The sequence below is a fragment of the Parapedomonas caeni genome (assembly GCF_041060555.1).
Taxonomy (GTDB): Bacteria; Pseudomonadota; Alphaproteobacteria; order Sphingomonadales; family Sphingomonadaceae; genus CAUJIW01.
The window spans coordinates 1-15,645 of record NZ_JBEUDS010000025.1; the positions used below are offsets into that span (position 1 = coordinate 1).

14 protein-coding genes are annotated in these 15,645 nt (G+C 66.6%); 8 read left to right on the plus strand and 6 right to left on the minus strand.

Annotation, left to right across the window (positions count from 1 at the left end):
* Positions 1-132 precede the first annotated feature (132 nt).
* A complete protein-coding gene (locus ABU113_RS14180) occupies positions 133-1,215 on the plus strand; it encodes a phosphatase PAP2 family protein (RefSeq protein WP_454560153.1) in 1,083 nt (360 codons plus the stop codon).
* 68 nt (positions 1,216-1,283) lie between these two features.
* Here ABU113_RS14180 and ABU113_RS14185 read toward each other — a convergent pair whose 3' ends face one another.
* Both ABU113_RS14185 and ABU113_RS14190 read right to left on the minus strand, forming a co-directional pair.
* A complete protein-coding gene (locus ABU113_RS14185) occupies positions 1,284-1,733 on the minus strand; it encodes a GtrA family protein (RefSeq protein ID WP_454560154.1) in 450 nt (149 codons plus the stop codon).
* 10 nt (positions 1,734-1,743) lie between these two features.
* Positions 1,744-2,820, minus strand: a complete 1,077-nt coding sequence (locus ABU113_RS14190; protein WP_454560155.1) for a glycosyltransferase family 2 protein — start codon at positions 2,818-2,820, stop codon at positions 1,744-1,746.
* Between the two features lie 263 nt (positions 2,821-3,083).
* Between ABU113_RS14190 and ABU113_RS14195 the strand changes: the two genes are divergently transcribed.
* On the plus strand, positions 3,084-4,607 hold the full coding sequence (locus tag ABU113_RS14195; RefSeq protein WP_454560156.1) for a GtrA family protein: 1,524 nt from the start codon (positions 3,084-3,086) through the stop codon (positions 4,605-4,607).
* Between the two features lie 13 nt (positions 4,608-4,620).
* Here the strand turns inward: ABU113_RS14195 and ABU113_RS14200 are convergent, their stop codons facing one another.
* Positions 4,621-5,049 (minus strand): CoA-binding protein, encoded by a 429-nt coding sequence (locus ABU113_RS14200; RefSeq protein ID WP_454560157.1) that lies wholly within the window; start codon positions 5,047-5,049, stop codon positions 4,621-4,623.
* A gap of 47 nt (positions 5,050-5,096) precedes the next feature.
* A complete protein-coding gene (locus tag ABU113_RS14205) occupies positions 5,097-6,236 on the minus strand; it encodes an Mrp/NBP35 family ATP-binding protein (protein WP_454560158.1) in 1,140 nt (379 codons plus the stop codon).
* Between the two features lie 71 nt (positions 6,237-6,307).
* Between ABU113_RS14205 and hflK the strand changes: the two genes are divergently transcribed.
* The 5 genes from hflK to ABU113_RS14230 all read left to right on the plus strand — a co-directional run bounded on the left by hflK (position 6,308) and on the right by ABU113_RS14230 (position 11,643).
* Positions 6,308-7,339: a protease modulator HflK gene (gene hflK, locus ABU113_RS14210; protein ID WP_454560159.1), complete on the plus strand. Its 1,032-nt coding sequence runs from the start codon at positions 6,308-6,310 to the stop codon at positions 7,337-7,339.
* A 6-nt stretch (positions 7,340-7,345) separates the two neighbouring features.
* Positions 7,346-8,140 (plus strand): protease modulator HflC, encoded by a 795-nt coding sequence (gene hflC, locus ABU113_RS14215; protein WP_454560160.1) that lies wholly within the window; start codon positions 7,346-7,348, stop codon positions 8,138-8,140.
* Positions 8,141-8,150: 10 nt separating this feature from the next.
* Entirely contained in the window at positions 8,151-8,342 is a 192-nt protein-coding gene (locus ABU113_RS14220) for a DUF2065 domain-containing protein (protein ID WP_454560161.1), read from the plus strand.
* A gap of 58 nt (positions 8,343-8,400) precedes the next feature.
* Positions 8,401-9,918: a Do family serine endopeptidase gene (locus tag ABU113_RS14225; protein ID WP_454560162.1), complete on the plus strand. Its 1,518-nt coding sequence runs from the start codon at positions 8,401-8,403 to the stop codon at positions 9,916-9,918.
* Positions 9,919-10,098: 180 nt separating this feature from the next.
* Positions 10,099-11,643: a helicase HerA-like domain-containing protein gene (locus tag ABU113_RS14230; RefSeq protein ID WP_454560163.1), complete on the plus strand. Its 1,545-nt coding sequence runs from the start codon at positions 10,099-10,101 to the stop codon at positions 11,641-11,643.
* Between the two features lie 68 nt (positions 11,644-11,711).
* Here the strand turns inward: ABU113_RS14230 and ABU113_RS14235 are convergent, their stop codons facing one another.
* Both ABU113_RS14235 and ABU113_RS14240 read right to left on the minus strand, forming a co-directional pair.
* The gene (locus tag ABU113_RS14235; RefSeq protein ID WP_454560164.1) at positions 11,712-13,256 is read right to left on the minus strand and encodes a methyl-accepting chemotaxis protein; all 1,545 of its coding nucleotides are present in this window, start codon (positions 13,254-13,256) and stop codon (positions 11,712-11,714) included.
* Positions 13,253-13,636 (minus strand): hypothetical protein, encoded by a 384-nt coding sequence (locus tag ABU113_RS14240; RefSeq protein ID WP_454560165.1) that lies wholly within the window; start codon positions 13,634-13,636, stop codon positions 13,253-13,255. Before ABU113_RS14240 ends, ABU113_RS14235 begins: the two co-directional genes overlap by 4 nt.
* A gap of 441 nt (positions 13,637-14,077) precedes the next feature.
* Between ABU113_RS14240 and ccoN the strand changes: the two genes are divergently transcribed.
* Entirely contained in the window at positions 14,078-15,643 is a 1,566-nt protein-coding gene (gene ccoN / locus ABU113_RS14245; RefSeq protein WP_454560194.1) for a cytochrome-c oxidase, cbb3-type subunit I, read from the plus strand.
* The last annotated feature ends 2 nt before the right edge of the window (positions 15,644-15,645 follow it).

Sequence of the window (15,645 nt, forward strand, 5' to 3'; positions counted from 1 at the left end):
AAGGCATGGCCGAACTCAACCAACCCATGATCGAGGAGGAAAATCAGCCCCTACACATCACCGCCAAAGCCGCCTGACGATGGCCCACGGCCACAGCCGAAATTACACCACCTTGACGGACGCGACCCGCGGTTGCCGGCTGACCGGCTCGATGCACGCGAGGCACGCCGGACGTTGATCCTGTGTGGATTGATCGTCGTCTATGCGCTTGCCGCGCAATTGGTTATCAATGCGGTTGACTATCGCGGCGCGACAGCCGTGTATGGCTACGCCAAATATACCTCGATGCTGCTGGTGGTGTCGTTCGGTATCGGTGGTGCGGTGCATCTTGCCAAGATCGGCCTGATTGAGCGTGAACCGCGCCCGTCGCGGCGTCTCTATCGCGATTTTCGAGAGCATTTCCTCACCCAGGACCGCTTCGTGTCGGTCATGTTGCCGCTGCTCTTCCTGCCGCTGTTCGTGCCGGCGTTCCTGAATTTCAAGAGCATGATTCCCACCATCCAGCCGTTCGCGTGGGATGAAATTCTGATGCGCGTCGATCGGGCGCTGCATTTCGGCGTCGATCCGTGGCGGATCACCCACGCGCTGGCACCATCGCCTTGGATCAGCTACGTCATCAATATTCTCTACAATATGTGGTTCATGCTGATCTGGGCGTTTGCCTTCTATTTTGTCATTCGCTCCAATCGGCCAGCTGACCGTTTCCAGTATCTCATCACTTTGCTGCTGTGCTGGATTCTTCTCGGCACGGTGCTGGCCACCGTCTTTTCCTCAGCGGGGCCATGTTACTATGGCCGCGTGGTGGCTGGCGCCGACCCCTATATGGCACTGATGGCGCGGCTGCAGGATGGCGATCGCGACCTAATGGCGGTCAGCGGCAATGTCCGGATATGGGCCCTGCAGGTTCAGGAAACCCTGTGGGGACTTTACGCTTCGGGCAATGCGTCATCGGTTGGCGGCATTTCCGCGTTTCCCAGCCTGCATGTCTCGCTGTCCACCCTGATGGCGCTGGGCGCCTGGCGGCTGTCGCGCCCCCTGGGCTGGACGATGGCGGTCTATGCCGCCGCAATCATGTTCGGCTCGGTGCATCTGGGCTGGCATTATGCCATCGACGGCTATGCCAGCATCGCCGGCACCTTCGCCATCTGGCATGGCGTTGGCTGGGCGATGCACCGCTATGGCCTCGACGACGCTCCAGTACTTCCGGTAGCGTAGCCAGGCACAACTTCAACAATCACCTCACCATTTCATTGATGGCATGCGGCTTTTTTGCGTCGGTGAGGCTATAATTGGGGGTCTGGGCTGGGGCGCGTGACGCGAAATACCCAATTACGGTTGAGCATGAAGGTGGCCAGTGGCGTTATGGACGCCATGAATGGCGTAGCGCTCCATGCTGGCCAACTAGCGATGCCGCACACCAGCCAGACAATCAATGCATTAAGACTGTACCCGAAGGCATTGGTGGTAAAGAATCTCACGGACATGGCCGGCAGGGCATTAACCGTGCCACCATCGGTCTGGTGACGAAAACTCCATTGATGGTGGATCGTGAACGCGAAGGGCATGGCCACGAGATAGCCCGCAGTATTGGCCCACAGCGGCTCGAATTGCATACGCTGGGTGGCTGTTAGATACACAAGTGCATGTAGCGCCGTCGCGCCGACGCCCGTCAGGGCATAGCGCCGAAGCTGTGTCCAAAGTGACGGCATGGCACGGAGACCGGGGTTGAGCATGGGAAGGGGCTCACGCGAGGCGGCCGACGCGGCCGACGCTGCGCAGAGGCGCTGCCTCCGGCATGTTGCTCGCGTCGTGAGCGGTCGCTTGGATGTTGGGCTGCTGGAAGGCGTCGGAGGCCACATAGCCCAGCGGCACGCGCATGGGCATGGCGCGCAGCGACAGCACGTCCTTGATGACGAATAGCGGGCGCGTCTTGCTCTGCATGTATAGTCGGCCAACATATTCGCCCAGCAGACCCAGCATGATCATCTGGACGGCCCCCAAAATTGTCACGGCAAGAATCACGCTGGTCCAGCCCGGCACGGTTTTACCGCCAACCCAACCGGCCAGCACATAGATGAACAGCGGAATAGTGAGCAGCGACAGCCACAGGCCGGCGTGGCTGGCCCAGCGCAGCGGGCTGATGGAAAAGCCGGTGATGGCGTCGATGGCGAAGCGGATCATCTTGCGCAGCGGATACTTGGTCACGCCGGCGAAGCGTTCCGCCCGGTCGTACAGGAACGGCACCTGTTTCATGCCGATCCACGACACCATGCCGCGCACGAAGCGCGACTGTTCGGGCATGGCGAGAAAGACATCGAGCGCGCGTCGCGACATCAGGCGGAAATCGCCCGTGTTGAGCGGAATATCGATTTCGGCCATCGATGACAGCAGGCGATAGAAAGCGGCGGCCGAGGCTTTCTTGAAAACGGTCTCGCCCTCGCGCTGACGCCGCTGGCCATAGACGACATCGGCCTGCTCGGCCTCCATGCAGGCCAGCATGTCGCCCAGCAGTTCCGGCGGGTCCTGCAGGTCGGCGTCGATGACCAGAATGCGCTCGCCGTGACAGACCGACAGGCCGGCGGTCAGCGCCAGCTGGTGGCCATGGTTGCGGCTGAGGTTGACGCACATCAGCCGGGGATCGCGGGAGGCCAGTTCCTGCATGATCGCCCAGGTGCGGTCGCGGGAGCCGTCGTTGATGAGGACGATTTCATAGCGCTCGCCGACGGCATCCTGGCAGGCGGCGCTGACGCGGGCGTGCAGTTCATGCAGACATTCCTGCTCGTTGTAGCAGGGGATCACCACCGAGAGATCAGGCTGCATGCTTCAACTCCTTTTGTGTCGGCATGGCGGTGCAATCACGAACGGGGTGACCGCTGTCGGTTGGCGATCGTCTGGCGTACGCTTGCCCGGAGCGCATCGTTGAATAGACGTCTGCATCCATGATCGGCTTTTCCAGAAGTCGCGTGCGGCATCAGATGGACAGGGCTGGATGGCCGGGCCCCGCACCCTCTCTAGCCGGCGAATGCTTAGCGTTTCTTTAATCATGCGGCGGGCAAGCTCGCGCCCCTACTGTGGGTGGAAAAATGGACCATCGACGCTTGTCTGGCGGGGCGTGGCCCGAGGCGGTGACCGCGCTGCTGTGGCTGGCGCTGTGCGCCCTGCTGTGGCGCGCGCCGCTGACGCACGATGTTGTCTGGCAGCTGTGGATCGCCCGCCAGCTGGTGCACGGCGCGCAGCTTTATCGCGACATCCTGGAGATCAATCCGCCGCTGTGGTTCTGGTCGGCGATGCCGGTGCAGCATCTGGCGGCGCTGCTGGGCGTGCCGGCGGTGCGGGTCATGAGCGTGGCGGTGTTCCTGCTGATCGGCCTCACCCTGGTCCATTTGTCGGCGCTCAACCGCCAGCTCGCCGCGCCGCGCCGGGTGGGGCTGCTGCTACTGGCGCTGGCGGCGCTGGTGGTGGTGCCGATCAGCGATTTTGGCCAGCGCGAACATCTGGCCCTGATTGGCGCGCTGCCCTATGCGCTGCTGCTCGCCCGCCGGGTGGAAGGGCGGCCGGTCAGTCCGTGGCTGGCGGTCTCCATCGGCCTGCTGGCGGCCTACGGCTTTGCCCTCAAACATTATTTCGTCGCGGTGCCGGTGGCGCTGGAGCTCTGGCTGTTCTGGCGCGGCCGTCAACACTGGCGGCCTGTCCGACCCGAAACGCTGGTGCTGGCGGTCTGTGCCGCGCTGTACGTAGCGGCGGTGCTCATCCTGACGCCGGACTTCCTGGGCACCATCGTGCCGCTGGTGCGCGTTGCCTATGGCGGTTACGAGAACCCCATCGGCTATCTGCTGCTGAAACCGTGGATCGCCGGCTGGCTGCTGACGGCCTGGGTGGCGTGGCGGCTGCGCGCGCATCTCTCCGCCGACGGCAAGGCGGTGCTGCTGGTGGCCGCGGCGTTCCTGCTGGGCTATGTCGCGCAGCAGAAGGGGTGGCGCTATCATGCGCTGGCGGTGTCGGGGGCCTGCACCTTCGCCGTGGGTCTGTGCATCGTCCACTGGCAGGGATCGTTCAGGGCGCTGCTGTCGCACCCGCTGGCGGTCGTCGCGCCGGCGCTGTTTGTCGCCCTCGGGCTGTTCTGGGGGCCTTATGACAACCCTTACGCGCGGGACATGCGGGCAGCCTTGTCACTGGCGCGGCCGGGCGAGCCGGTGGCGCTGCTGGCGGTCAATCCGTCGCTGGCCTGGCCGATGGTGGACGATGCGGGGCTGGCCTGGAATTCCCGCTACTTTTCCTACTGGATGCTGCCGGCGATCTACCGGGCCCGGCCGGACGACACCAACTACGCGGATGTGCAGCGCCTCAAGGCTGACATCCTGCGCCAGGCGCGGGAAGACTACACCTGCCATCCGCCGCAGCTGATCGTCGTCGACGACCTGCGCAAGAGCGCCTCGATGGTTGCCACCGGCAAGACGCACCTGCTGGATTTTTTCCGCCAGGACCCGGTTTTGCGCGACCTGTTCGCCACCTACAGGCCGGTGCGCCAGGTTGGTCGCTTTCTGGTGCTGGCGCCGACCCGCGCGCTGCCGCCCGGCGGATCGCCGGGCTGCCGGCCGATCTACTGACGACGCGCGGGCATCACGCCACCGGCGGGACGCCCAGGCGGGGGATCTCGATCTTGGGGCAGCGGTTCATCACCACCTTGAGGCCGGCGGCCTCGGCCTGTGCCGCGCCTTCCTCGGAGATCACGCCCAGCTGCAGCCACACCGCCTTCGCGCCGCGGGCGATGGCCTCGGCGACGACGCCCGGCACGTCCTCCGAGCGGCGGAACACGTCCACCAGATCGGGGGCCGCCGGCAGGTCGGCGAGGCAGGCGTGGACGGTCTGGCCGTGGATGGTCTTGCCGGCAAGACCGGGGTTGATCGGCCACACCGTGTAGCCGTGGCCCAGCAGCTTGTGCATCACCTCGTTGCTCGGCCGGTCCGGCTTGTCGGAGGCGCCCACCAGCGCGATGGTGCGGGTGGTGGCGAGCAGGTCGCGGATGGCCTGGTCATCGGTCAGCGGCATGGCGGGTCTCCTCCGGCAGGTGGCAGGGGGTGAGAGGCGCGCGGGCCTCAGTTGGTGAAACGCAGGGTCGGCAGCGGTTTGGGCGCCACCGCCAGCGCCTTGGCGACGCGGCCGCCGATGGCGCGCAACGCCTGCGCCGGCACCGAGGCGGGATCGGCGACAACCACCGGCCGGCCGCTGTCGGAGCCTTCGCGCACCGCCATCACCAGCGGCACCTCGCCGAGGAACGGCACGCCCAGCTCGGCGGCAGTGCGCGCCGCGCCGCCATGGCCGAAGATGTGGCTTTCGCCGCCGCAGTGCGGGCACAGGAAGCTCGACATGTTCTCGACCACGCCCAGCACCGGCACGTTGACCTTGGCGAACATGGCAATCGCCTTGCGGGCGTCGATCAGCGCCAGGTCCTGCGGCGTCGAGACGACGACCGCGCCGGCGAGCTTGACCCGCTGGGCCAGCGTCAGCTGGATGTCGCCGGTCCCCGGCGGCAGGTCGAGCACCAGCACGTCAAGCGGCCCCCAGGCGACATCGTTGATCAGCTGCATCAGCGCCGAGGTCGCCATCGGCCCGCGCCAGATCATCGCCGTGTCGTCGTCCTTGAGCAGCGAGCCGATCGACATCGCCTTGATGCCGTGGGCGCTCATCGGCTGCAGCATCTCGCCGTCGGTTTCGGGCTTGCCGGTCAGGCCGAGCAGTTTCGGCACCGACGGGCCGTAGATGTCGGCGTCGAGCAGGCCGACCGCCAGCCCCTCGGCGGCCAGCGCCAGCGCCAGATTGGTCGCCACCGTCGACTTGCCGACGCCGCCCTTGCCGGAGCCGACCGCGACAATGGCGCGCACCTGCGCCGCCCCCTGGCCCTTGCTGCCATCCTGACCCTTGCCGCTCGCGGCCGCCGGCGGGGTGGGGCGCCGGGCCTCGGCGCTGGGCCGCTCGGCGGTCAGCACCACCGTCGCCCGCGCCACCCCCGGCAACGCCCGCAACGCCTGCTCGGCGGCGGCGCGCAGCGGTTCGCGGGCGCGGGCGGCGGCCGGGTCGACCTCGATCATGAAGCCGACATGGCCGTCGCGGATGGTCAGGCCGGCCACCATCCCGGCGCTGACGATGTCCTGTCCCGAGGCGGGGTCACGCACCGTCCGCAAGGCGTCTAGTACCATCTCGCGGGAGGGCGCGGCTGGTTCGGGTGAAGAAGTCATGGCGAAGGCTCGCAATTAATGGACGAGCCCCCTATATAGTCGGCCACGTGGAAACTGCAGCAGGAACTGTGATGCCCTGGCAGAACAATGGTGGTAACGGCCCGTGGGGCGGCGGTGGCGGCTCCGGTGGCGGGCCGCGCAACCCTTGGGGGGGGAATGATGGCGGTGGTTCCCAGCCGCCCAATCTCGACGATCTCATCCGCAAGGGGCAGGAACGGCTGCGGGCCTCGATGCCCGGTGGCGGTGGCAGCTTCATCGGTTTGGCGATCGGCGCCGTGGTGCTGCTGTGGCTGGGCGTGTCGTCGGTCTACCGGGTCAACGCCGACGAGGTCGGCGTGGTGCTGCGGTTTGGCGAATATGTCCGCCAGACTGGCCCCGGCCTCAACTTCAAGCTGCCCAGCCCGATCGAGACGGTGATGCGGCCCAAGGTCACGGCCGAGAACTTCATCGAGATCGGCGGCGGGGCGGACGGTACCGGCGAGAACCTGGTGCTGACGGGTGATCAGAACATCGTCGACATTGCCTACACCGTGCGCTGGAAGATCAAGGACGCGCCGGACTTCCTGTTCCGGCTCGCCAATCCGGAATCCACCATCCGCGAGGTTGCCGAATCGGCCATGCGCGAGGCGGTTTCCCGCACCCCGCTCAACGCCGCCATCGGCCAGCAGCGTGGCCAGGTTTCGGCTGCGGTGCAGCGACGCATCCAGGAGGTGCTGGACAGCTACCGCTCGGGCGTCGAGGTGACCGGCGTGTTCTTCAAGCAGGTGGACCCGCCGGAGGCGGTCGACCAGGCGTTCAAGGACGTCTCGGCCGCCCAGCAGGACGCGCAGCGCTTCACCAACCAGGCCAACGCCTACCGCCAGCAGCTGGTCGCCCGCGCCCAGGGCGAGGCGGCCCGCTTCAACGCGGTCTATGCCCAGTACAAACTGGCACCGGCGGTGACCCGCAAGCGCATCTATCTGGAGACCATGGAGGACGTGCTGCGCGGCGTCGACAAGGTGGTGGTGGACGCCAACAAGTCCGGCGTCGTGCCCTACCTGCCGCTGCCTGAAGTCCAGAAGCGACGCGCGCCCGCGCCCGCGTCCGCCACGCCGACGGAGTAAGTCTCGATGCCCCGCAACGTCATTGCGCTCGTCGTCGCCGCTTTTGTCGGCCTGATGCTGCTGACCAGCTCGGTGTTCTTTGTCACCGAATACAATCAGGCGATCGTGCTCCGGCTCGGCAAGCCGGAACGCATTGTCCGCACGCCGGGCATGGCCTTCAAGGCGCCGCTTGTCGAGAACGTCATCTTCCTCGACAAGCGCATCCTCGATCTCGACATGCCGCAACAGGAGGTGCTGTCCACCGACCAGCTGCGTCTGGTGGTCGACGCCTTTGCCCGTTTCCGCATCGTCGACCCGCTCAAGACCTACCAGTCGGTGATCAACGAGGATGGCGCCAGCCGGCGGCTGGCCAGCAACCTTGCCTCCAAGCTGCGCGACGAGCTGGGCAAGCAGCCGTTCGCGGCGCTGCTGTCGCCCGAGCGCGGCGAGATGATGGACCTCATCCAGACCCAGGTGAACGAGGAAGCCAAGAAATATGGCGCCGAGATCATCGACGTGCGCATCAAGCGCGCCGACCTGCCGGGTGGCGATCCGCTGACCTCGGCGTTCGAGCGGATGCGCACCGCGCGTGAACAGGAAGCGCGCTCGATTCGCGCCCAGGGCGCGAAGCGGGCCGAACTGATTCGCGCCGAGGCAGACTCGGAGGCGGCCAAGATCTATGCCGATTCCTTCGGTCAGGATCCCGAGTTCTTTGCCTTTTACCGCTCGATGCAGGCCTATCGTCAGGCGATCTCGAAGGAAGACACCACGGTCGTCCTGTCGCCCGACAGCGAGTTCATGCGCCAGTTCGACGGCCGCTGAGCCCCGGAAGATGCTGGATTTTCTGGCCGCCCTTGGCGTGGCGCTGGTACTGGAGGGAGCCGCCTACACCCTGTTCCCCGACACCATGCGCCGGCTGGTGGCGCAGGTGCTGGCGGCGCCGGAGCGGACGTTGCGGGCGGCTGGGCTTGCCGCCGCGCTGCTTGGTCTCATTCTGGTATGGCTGGCGCGCTCGGCCCCTTGATGCGACGAAGGACAGGCAACATAACTGCCTTGAATAATTCCTGTGGGAGAACGAACCCGTGCGTTCGCGTTTGACTGTCCTTCGTTCGGCTATTCTCGCGGTGGGTCTGGCCGCGTCGGCCGCCGTGCCCTTCTCGGCGGGGTCGGCGCTGGCGCGTCCGGCGCCGGAGAGCTTCGCCGACCTTGCCGAGAAACTTCAGCCAGCGGTGGTGAACATCTCCACCACCCAGCAGGTCGAGGTTGGCCGGCGCATGCAGGGCCTGCCGCAGTTGCCGCCCGGCTCGCCGTGGGAGGACTTCTTCCGCCGCTTCCAGCAGGAGCGCGGACAGGGCGATGGCAGCAATGGCCAACCGATCACCCGCGAGGCGCGTTCGCTGGGGTCGGGCTTCATCATCGATCCCAGCGGCTATGTGGTGACCAACAATCACGTCATCAGCGGCCAGGACGGCCAGAGCACGGTGGACAAGATCACCGTGATCCTGGCTGACGATCGCCGCTTCGAGGCGAAGCTCATCGGCCGCGATCCGGCGACCGACCTCGCGCTGCTCAAGATCGAGGCCAGCGATCTGCCCCATGTCCAGTGGGGCGACAGCCAGACCATGCGTGTCGGCGACTGGGTGATCGCCATCGGCAATCCCTTCGGACTGGGCGTCACGGTGACCGCTGGCATCATCTCCGCGTTGCACCGGGATATCGGCGTCGGCGACTATGACCGGCTGATCCAGACCGACGCGTCGATCAACCGTGGCAACTCCGGTGGCCCGATGTTCGATTCCGAGGGGCGTGTCATCGGTATTGCCACCGCCATCCTGTCGCCCACCGGCGGCAACATTGGCATCGGTTTCGCGATTCCCGCCGACCAGGCCCGGCCGGTGATCGAGCAGCTGCGTACCAGCGGCAAGGTCCGGCGCGGCTGGCTTGGCGTGCGTATCCAGCAGGTCACCGAGGACATCGCCGAGGGGCTGGGGCTGAGCGAAGCCAAGGGCGCCATCGTCGCCAACGTCGAGGACGGCACTCCCGCCAAGCAGGCCGGGGTTCGCCAGGGCGACGTGATCCTGAAGTTCGACGGCAAGGACGTTACCCGTTCCCGCTCGTTGTCGGCGATGGTGTCGGAGACACCTATCGGCAGCACCGCCACCCTCGACGTCCTGCGCGAGGGCAAGCCGATCAAGTTGCGCATCACCATCGGCGAACGGCCCGGCTTCGACCAGGTGGCCGAGGCAGCCGCACCGGAACCCAAGGCCAAGACCAAGGATGTCGAGGACGGCGCCCGCAAGAATCTCGGTCTGTCGTTGCAGCCGCTGACCAGCGAACTGCGCCAGAAGCTGGAGCTGGAGGCCGATGTCCAGGGCGTGGTGATCTCCAACGTCAACCCGGCGTCCGACGCCGCCGCCAAGGGGCTGCGTGCCGGTGACGTGCTGCTGGCGATCAACCAGAAGAAGCTGAAGACGCCGCAGGACGCGGTGGCGATTGTCGACGAGGCCCGCAAGGCGGGGCGCGGCACGGTGGTGGTGCTGGTCCAGCGCGGCCAGGACATCATCAACTTCGGCATCAAGCTGATGCCGCTGCCGAAGTAACCGCGCCCGTCAGGGCGGGAGACACAGACCCCCGGTCGGGCACCCCGGCCGGGGGTTGTCGTGTCAGATCACCATGCGGGTGTCCGCGGATCGTTGCCTTCGCCGCGGGCTTCCTGTTGGATGGCAGCATGGATCAAGCCCGCACGGGCAACGGGGCAGGGCGTGACAGAGGGGTATGCGATGACCGGAAACATGCTGATCGGGCGCGGCGAGCATCCGCAGGAACTGGTGCTCAAGCGCGCCAACCGGCACGGCCTGATCGCCGGCGCCACCGGTACTGGCAAGACAGTGACGTTGCAGGTGCTGGCCGAGGGGTTCTCCCGCGCCGGCGTGCCGGTGTTCATGGCCGACGTGAAGGGCGATCTGGCCGGCATGGCGATGCCGGGCTCACCCACCCATCCGGCTCATGCCAAGCTGGCGGAGCGTGCGGCGACCCTGGGGCTGGACGACTGGGCCTATGCCGACAATCCGGTGGTGTTCTGGGACCTGTTCGGCGAGCAGGGCCACCCGGTGCGCACCACCGTGTCCGAGATGGGGCCGCTGCTGCTGGCCCGCCTGCTGGGGCTCAACGACACCCAGGAGGGCGTGCTGACCATCGCCTTCCGGCTTGCCGACGACGACGGCCTGCTGCTGCTGGACCTGAAAGACCTCCAGGCGATGCTGACCTATGTCGCCGAGAATGCCGGGGCTCTGTCGAGCCGCTATGGCAACGTCTCGAAGGCGACGGTGGGCGCGATCCAGCGCCAGCTGCTGCAACTGGAGTCGCAAGGCGGCGACCATTTCTTCGGCGAGCCGGTGCTGGACATTCACGATTTCATCGCCGTCGATGACCAGGGGCGCGGCCAGGTCAACATCCTCGCCGCCGACAAGCTGATGGCCAGCCCCCGGCTGTACGGCACCTTCCTGCTCTGGCTGCTGTCCGAGCTGTTCGAGACGCTGCCGGAGGTGGGCGACCCGGACAAGCCGAAGCTGGTATTCTTCTTTGACGAAGCCCACCTGTTGTTCGACGAGGCGCCCAAGGCGCTGGTGGACAAGATCGAGCAGGTGGTGCGGCTGATCCGTTCCAAGGGTGTCGGCGTCTATTTCATCAGCCAGAACCCCATCGATATCCCCGAGGATGTCGCCGGCCAGCTCGGCAACCGGGTGCAGCACGCGCTGCGTGCCTTCACCCCGCGCGACCAGAAGGCGGTCAAGGCGGCGGCCGAGACCTTCCGGCCCAATCCGAGGCTCGATGTCACCCAGGCGATCACCGAGCTGGCGGTCGGCGAGGCGCTGGTGTCGCTGCTGGCGGCCGACGGCACGCCGTCGATGGTCGAGCGGGCGCTGATCTGCCCGCCGCGCTCGCGGCTGGGGCCGCTGACGCCGAAGGAGCGGCAGGTGATGATCCAGACCTCGCCGCTGGCCGGGCGCTATGACCAGGCGGTGGACCGCGAGTCAGCCTACGAGATGCTGGCCGGCAAGGCGGCGGCGCAGGCCGCCGTGGTCGACGACAGGAAGGCGCAACTGGAGGCGGTGCGGCTGGAGCGCGAGCAGCTGCGGCTTGACGAGGCGCGGGCCCGTGCCCAGCGCGCCGCCGCGCGACCGGCCGCCCGGGCACCGCAGAGCATGACCGAGAAGATGGTGACGTCGATGGCCCGTTCGGCGGCCTCGTCGATCGGCCGGCAGGTGGCCAACCAGGTTGGCCGCGGTCTGCTGCGGGGTCTGCTCGGCGCGCTGCTGAAATAGCATCACCGGAAAAGGCGACGACCGGCCGCACGGGGCGACCGGTCGTCCGGGGTGATCCTGATGTCGGGTCAGGCGGCGCGCAGCCGGGCGATCAGTGTCGTCATTTGCTGCTCCAGGTCATCGGCGGTGGCGGCAAGATGCCGGGCCTGGCTGGACAGGACCTGGGCATCGCCGTTCGCGACATCGCTGTGAACGGCAACGTCGGCGATGGTGGTGGAGACCCGGGTGGTGTCGGCTGAGGCCTGCTGGGCGCTGCGGGCAATCTCGGCGGTCGCCGCGCGCTGCTCCTCCACCGAGCCCGAGATGGCCTGGGCATAGTCGCGCACCTCGCCGACGATGGCGTCGACCCGGCGCATCGCCTCGACGGCGGCCACCACCTGCGCCTGAATGGCCTGCACCTGGCTTGCCACTTCACTGGTTGCGTGCGCGGTCTGGTTGGCAAGGCTCTTGACCTCGCTGGCGACGACCGCGAAGCCCTTGCCGGCTTCGCCCGCGCGCGCCGCCTCGATGGTCGCGTTGAGCGCCAGCAGATTGGTCTGGTCGGCGATGGCCTGGATCATGGCGACGATTTCACCGATGCGCTGGGCCGCGTTGTCGAGCTCGGCGATGGCGCCGTTGGACGACGCGGAGGCGCTGCTCGCCTGCTCGGTCGCTTCCGCCGACTGGCGGGCGCGCGAGGCGATGTCCTGCAACGATGCCGACAGTTCCTCGGCCGCCGAGGCGACGGTCTCGACATTCAGCGAGGTGCTGCTGGCGGCGTCGGCCACGGTCTTGCTCTGCTGGTCGGTCTTGCTGATCGAGTCGGCGACACGGCCGGCGGCGGTCTGCATGTCGTCGGCATAGCGGCGGACCGTGGTCACCAGCGAGCCGATGGCCTGCTGGAACTCGTCGGCCATCTGCGCCACGGCCTGACGCCGCGCGCGTTCGGCTTCCTCGGCTGCCAGTGCCTCGGCGTCCTTGAGCGCGCGGGCGGCTTCCGCCTCGGCGGCGGCGCGGGCGGTCGCCATTTCCGTTTCCCGCTGGGCGGCGGCGTCCTTGTCCTGTTGCAGGGCGCGGGCCTGCTCAAGGCTGGCGCGGACCTCCAGCAGGGCGGCGTCGGTGGCGGCGAAGGAGCGCTCCAGCGTCACGCAAAGCCAGCCCAGGGCGCCGGCCTCGGCGAGCAGGATCACCGCGTGCAGCACCACGCGGCCGAAGTCGGCGCCGTCGGGGAAAACCGCGGCCGGCCAAAGGAAGTTGAACGCGAGGTGGTGCACCGCGGTGATGACGGTGCCCGCCGCGATCGCCCGCCAGTCGCAGAACAGCGCCAGCATGGCGAGCGAGGCGAAGTAATACATGTGCATGTCGATCTGCCACACCTTGGGCACATCGAGCACCAGCGCGGAGACGATCACCATCTGCGCCACGGCGATGATGGTGCGGGTCAACGGCGACGGCCCGGTCAGGCGCCAGCTCAGCGTCGAGGCGACGGCGCCGACGACGCAGACGATCACCGACGGCAGGCCGGCCACGGTGGCGAGGGTCGCCACACCGGCGACGATCACCACATTCAGCCACAGCCAGCCGATCATCAGACGGACGCCCTGTGTACGCAAGGTATCGAGATTCAGATTCATCGAATGTCACCTAGTCTTGAATTGCGTGGCGCCGCGGCCGGCACGCAGCCGGCGAAGCGGGAGCCGTCCAGAACCAGCCAGGCGCCGGCCGCGCGCAGACCGGCGCGGGCGCCGGTATGGGGCAGTTCGACCAGCCACAGCTGGCCGTCGAGGCGGCTGAGCAGCGGCAGGCCGCCGGCCCGGGTGATCGCGGCCAGGGCCCGGGCGCCGGCAGTGTCGCCTGGAAACCACGCCAGCACGCGGCGCGTCCGTTCATCGGGCCAGCTGGCGGCAACCAGCAATACCGCGCCGCAGGCGATCCCGATCACGACGACCAGCAGCTGCGCGAGGCCAGTGCGCGCCGCCGGGTGAGCATGAGTCGGGTTTGACCTTATCCACATGTGCAAGTTTCTACGGATGCTCGGTAAAGGATCATTTAACCGACTGATTCGGGCCGATTTGGTGCCGGCGGCGGATGCGGCGGATGCGGCGGGAACGGCCGGCGGCCGATACGACCGAAAGTCGAGGATTCCTGCGCCGTCCAAGTTCCGCTATAGTCTCCGCCAACCACGGGGCGGCTGGCTGTGCCCCGGTCATCGTGTGCCGCTGGCCGTTCGGGTCAGACTAAAGTCTATCGGGGGTGCGACACCGCGCGCCGGTCTGTCGCAGTTCTGCTTGATATAGGTCATCGCTGTGTTCGCGTGCTCAAGTGCATGAGGAACGCTGTAGTTTTGTCGAACGGCTCTAAGGGGGTACCGATGAGTCAAGCCTGCGCAACCGGTGGCGACGTAGCGCCGCCACAGAATACACCGACGTTCCTGGTCACCCTGATCAGTGGCGCCATGGCGATCCTCACCTTGTGGATCGCCAGCCAGACCCATGAGGGGCCGTACCGGTTCCACATGCTGGTGATGACCGGCTTCTTCCTGCTGGCCATTCTCTGGCTGACCAACCGCAAGCCCTATCAGGCGAAGGCGGGGGTGCTGGAATATAATGACGACATCGTCAAATACGGTGTCATCGCCTCGATCTTCTGGGGCATCGCCGGTTTCCTCGCCGGTGATGTGCTGGCCTGGCAGCTTGCCTTTCCGGTACTGAACTTCGATCTGTCGTTCATCAATTTCGGGCGCCTACGGCCGCTGCATACCAGTGCCGTGATCTTCGCCTTCGGCGGCAACGTGCTGCTGGCGACGTCGTTCTACGTCGTGCAGCGCACCTGCAAGGCCCGTCTGGCGGGCGACATCGCGCCATGGTTCGTGTTCTGGGGCTATCAGTTGTTCATCGTGCTGGCGGCCACCGGCTATCTGCTGGGCGTCACCCAGTCGAAGGAATACGCGGAACCGGAATGGTACGTCGACCTGTGGCTGACGGTGGTATGGGTCGCCTACCTGCTGGTGTTCCTGGCGACCATCATCAAGCGCGCCGAGCCGCACATCTATGTGGCCAACTGGTTCTACCTGGCGTTCATCATCACCATCGCCATGCTGCACCTGGGCAACAACGCCACCATTCCGGTGTCGCTCTACTCCTCGCAGAGCGTCATCATCTGGTCGGGCGTCCAGGATGCGATGATCCAGTGGTGGTATGGCCACAACGCGGTGGGCTTCTTCCTCACCGCCGGCTTCCTCGCCATCATGTACTATTTCGTGCCCAAGCGGGCGGAGCGGCCGGTCTATTCCTACCGGCTGTCGATCATCCACTTCTGGGCGCTGATCTTCCTGTACATCTGGGCCGGTCCGCACCACCTGCACTATACCGCGCTGCCCGACTGGGCGCAGACGCTGGGCATGGTGTTCTCGGTGGTCCTGTGGATGCCGTCCTGGGGTGGCATGATCAACGGCCTGATGACGCTGTCGAAGGCCTGGGACAAGATCCGCACCGATCCCGTCATCCGCCTGCTGATCGTCTCGGTCGCCTTCTACGGCATGAGCACTTTCGAAGGGCCGCTGATGAGCGTGAAGGCGGTCAACTCGCTCAGCCACTACACCGACTGGACCGTCGGCCACGTGCACTCCGGTGCGCTGGGCTGGGTCGGCATGGTCAGCTTCGGCGCCATCTACTGCCTGGCGCAGTGGGCGTGGAAGCGCGAGCGGCTGTACAGCCTGAAGCTGGTCGAATGGCACTTCTGGCTGTCGACCATCGGCATCGTCTTCTACATCACCGCGATGTGGGTGGCGGGCATCATGCAGGGCCTGATGTGGCGCGCCTACGACGAGAACGGGTACCTGATCTACTCGTTCCTCGAAACGGTTGAAGCCATGCATCCCTACTATGTGATCCGGGCGTTCGGCGGTCTGCTGTTCGTCGCCGGCTCGCTGGTGATGGCCTACAATGTGTATCGCACCATCAGGGGCGACGAGCGCGAGGGTGAATACGCCGCGCGTCCCGCCCTGGTGCCGGCCGAGTAAGG

Coding starts and splice junctions, on each gene's coding strand:
- ABU113_RS14230 (WP_454560163.1), top strand. CDS start 10,099: ATGACCGGAAACATGCTGATCGGGCGCGGCGAGCATCCGCAGGAACTG.
- ABU113_RS14205 (WP_454560158.1), bottom strand. CDS start 6,236: ATGACTTCTTCACCCGAACCAGCCGCGCCCTCCCGCGAGATGGTACTA.
- ABU113_RS14220 (WP_454560161.1), top strand. CDS start 8,151: ATGCTGGATTTTCTGGCCGCCCTTGGCGTGGCGCTGGTACTGGAGGGA.
- ABU113_RS14195 (WP_454560156.1), top strand. CDS start 3,084: ATGGACCATCGACGCTTGTCTGGCGGGGCGTGGCCCGAGGCGGTGACC.
- ABU113_RS14200 (WP_454560157.1), bottom strand. CDS start 5,049: ATGCCGCTGACCGATGACCAGGCCATCCGCGACCTGCTCGCCACCACC.
- ABU113_RS14240 (WP_454560165.1), bottom strand. CDS start 13,636: ATGTGGATAAGGTCAAACCCGACTCATGCTCACCCGGCGGCGCGCACT.
- hflC (WP_454560160.1), top strand. CDS start 7,346: ATGCCCCGCAACGTCATTGCGCTCGTCGTCGCCGCTTTTGTCGGCCTG.
- hflK (WP_454560159.1), top strand. CDS start 6,308: ATGCCCTGGCAGAACAATGGTGGTAACGGCCCGTGGGGCGGCGGTGGC.
- ccoN (WP_454560194.1), top strand. CDS start 14,078: ATGGCGATCCTCACCTTGTGGATCGCCAGCCAGACCCATGAGGGGCCG.
- ABU113_RS14185 (WP_454560154.1), bottom strand. CDS start 1,733: ATGCTCAACCCCGGTCTCCGTGCCATGCCGTCACTTTGGACACAGCTT.
- ABU113_RS14190 (WP_454560155.1), bottom strand. CDS start 2,820: ATGCAGCCTGATCTCTCGGTGGTGATCCCCTGCTACAACGAGCAGGAA.
- ABU113_RS14235 (WP_454560164.1), bottom strand. CDS start 13,256: ATGAATCTGAATCTCGATACCTTGCGTACACAGGGCGTCCGTCTGATG.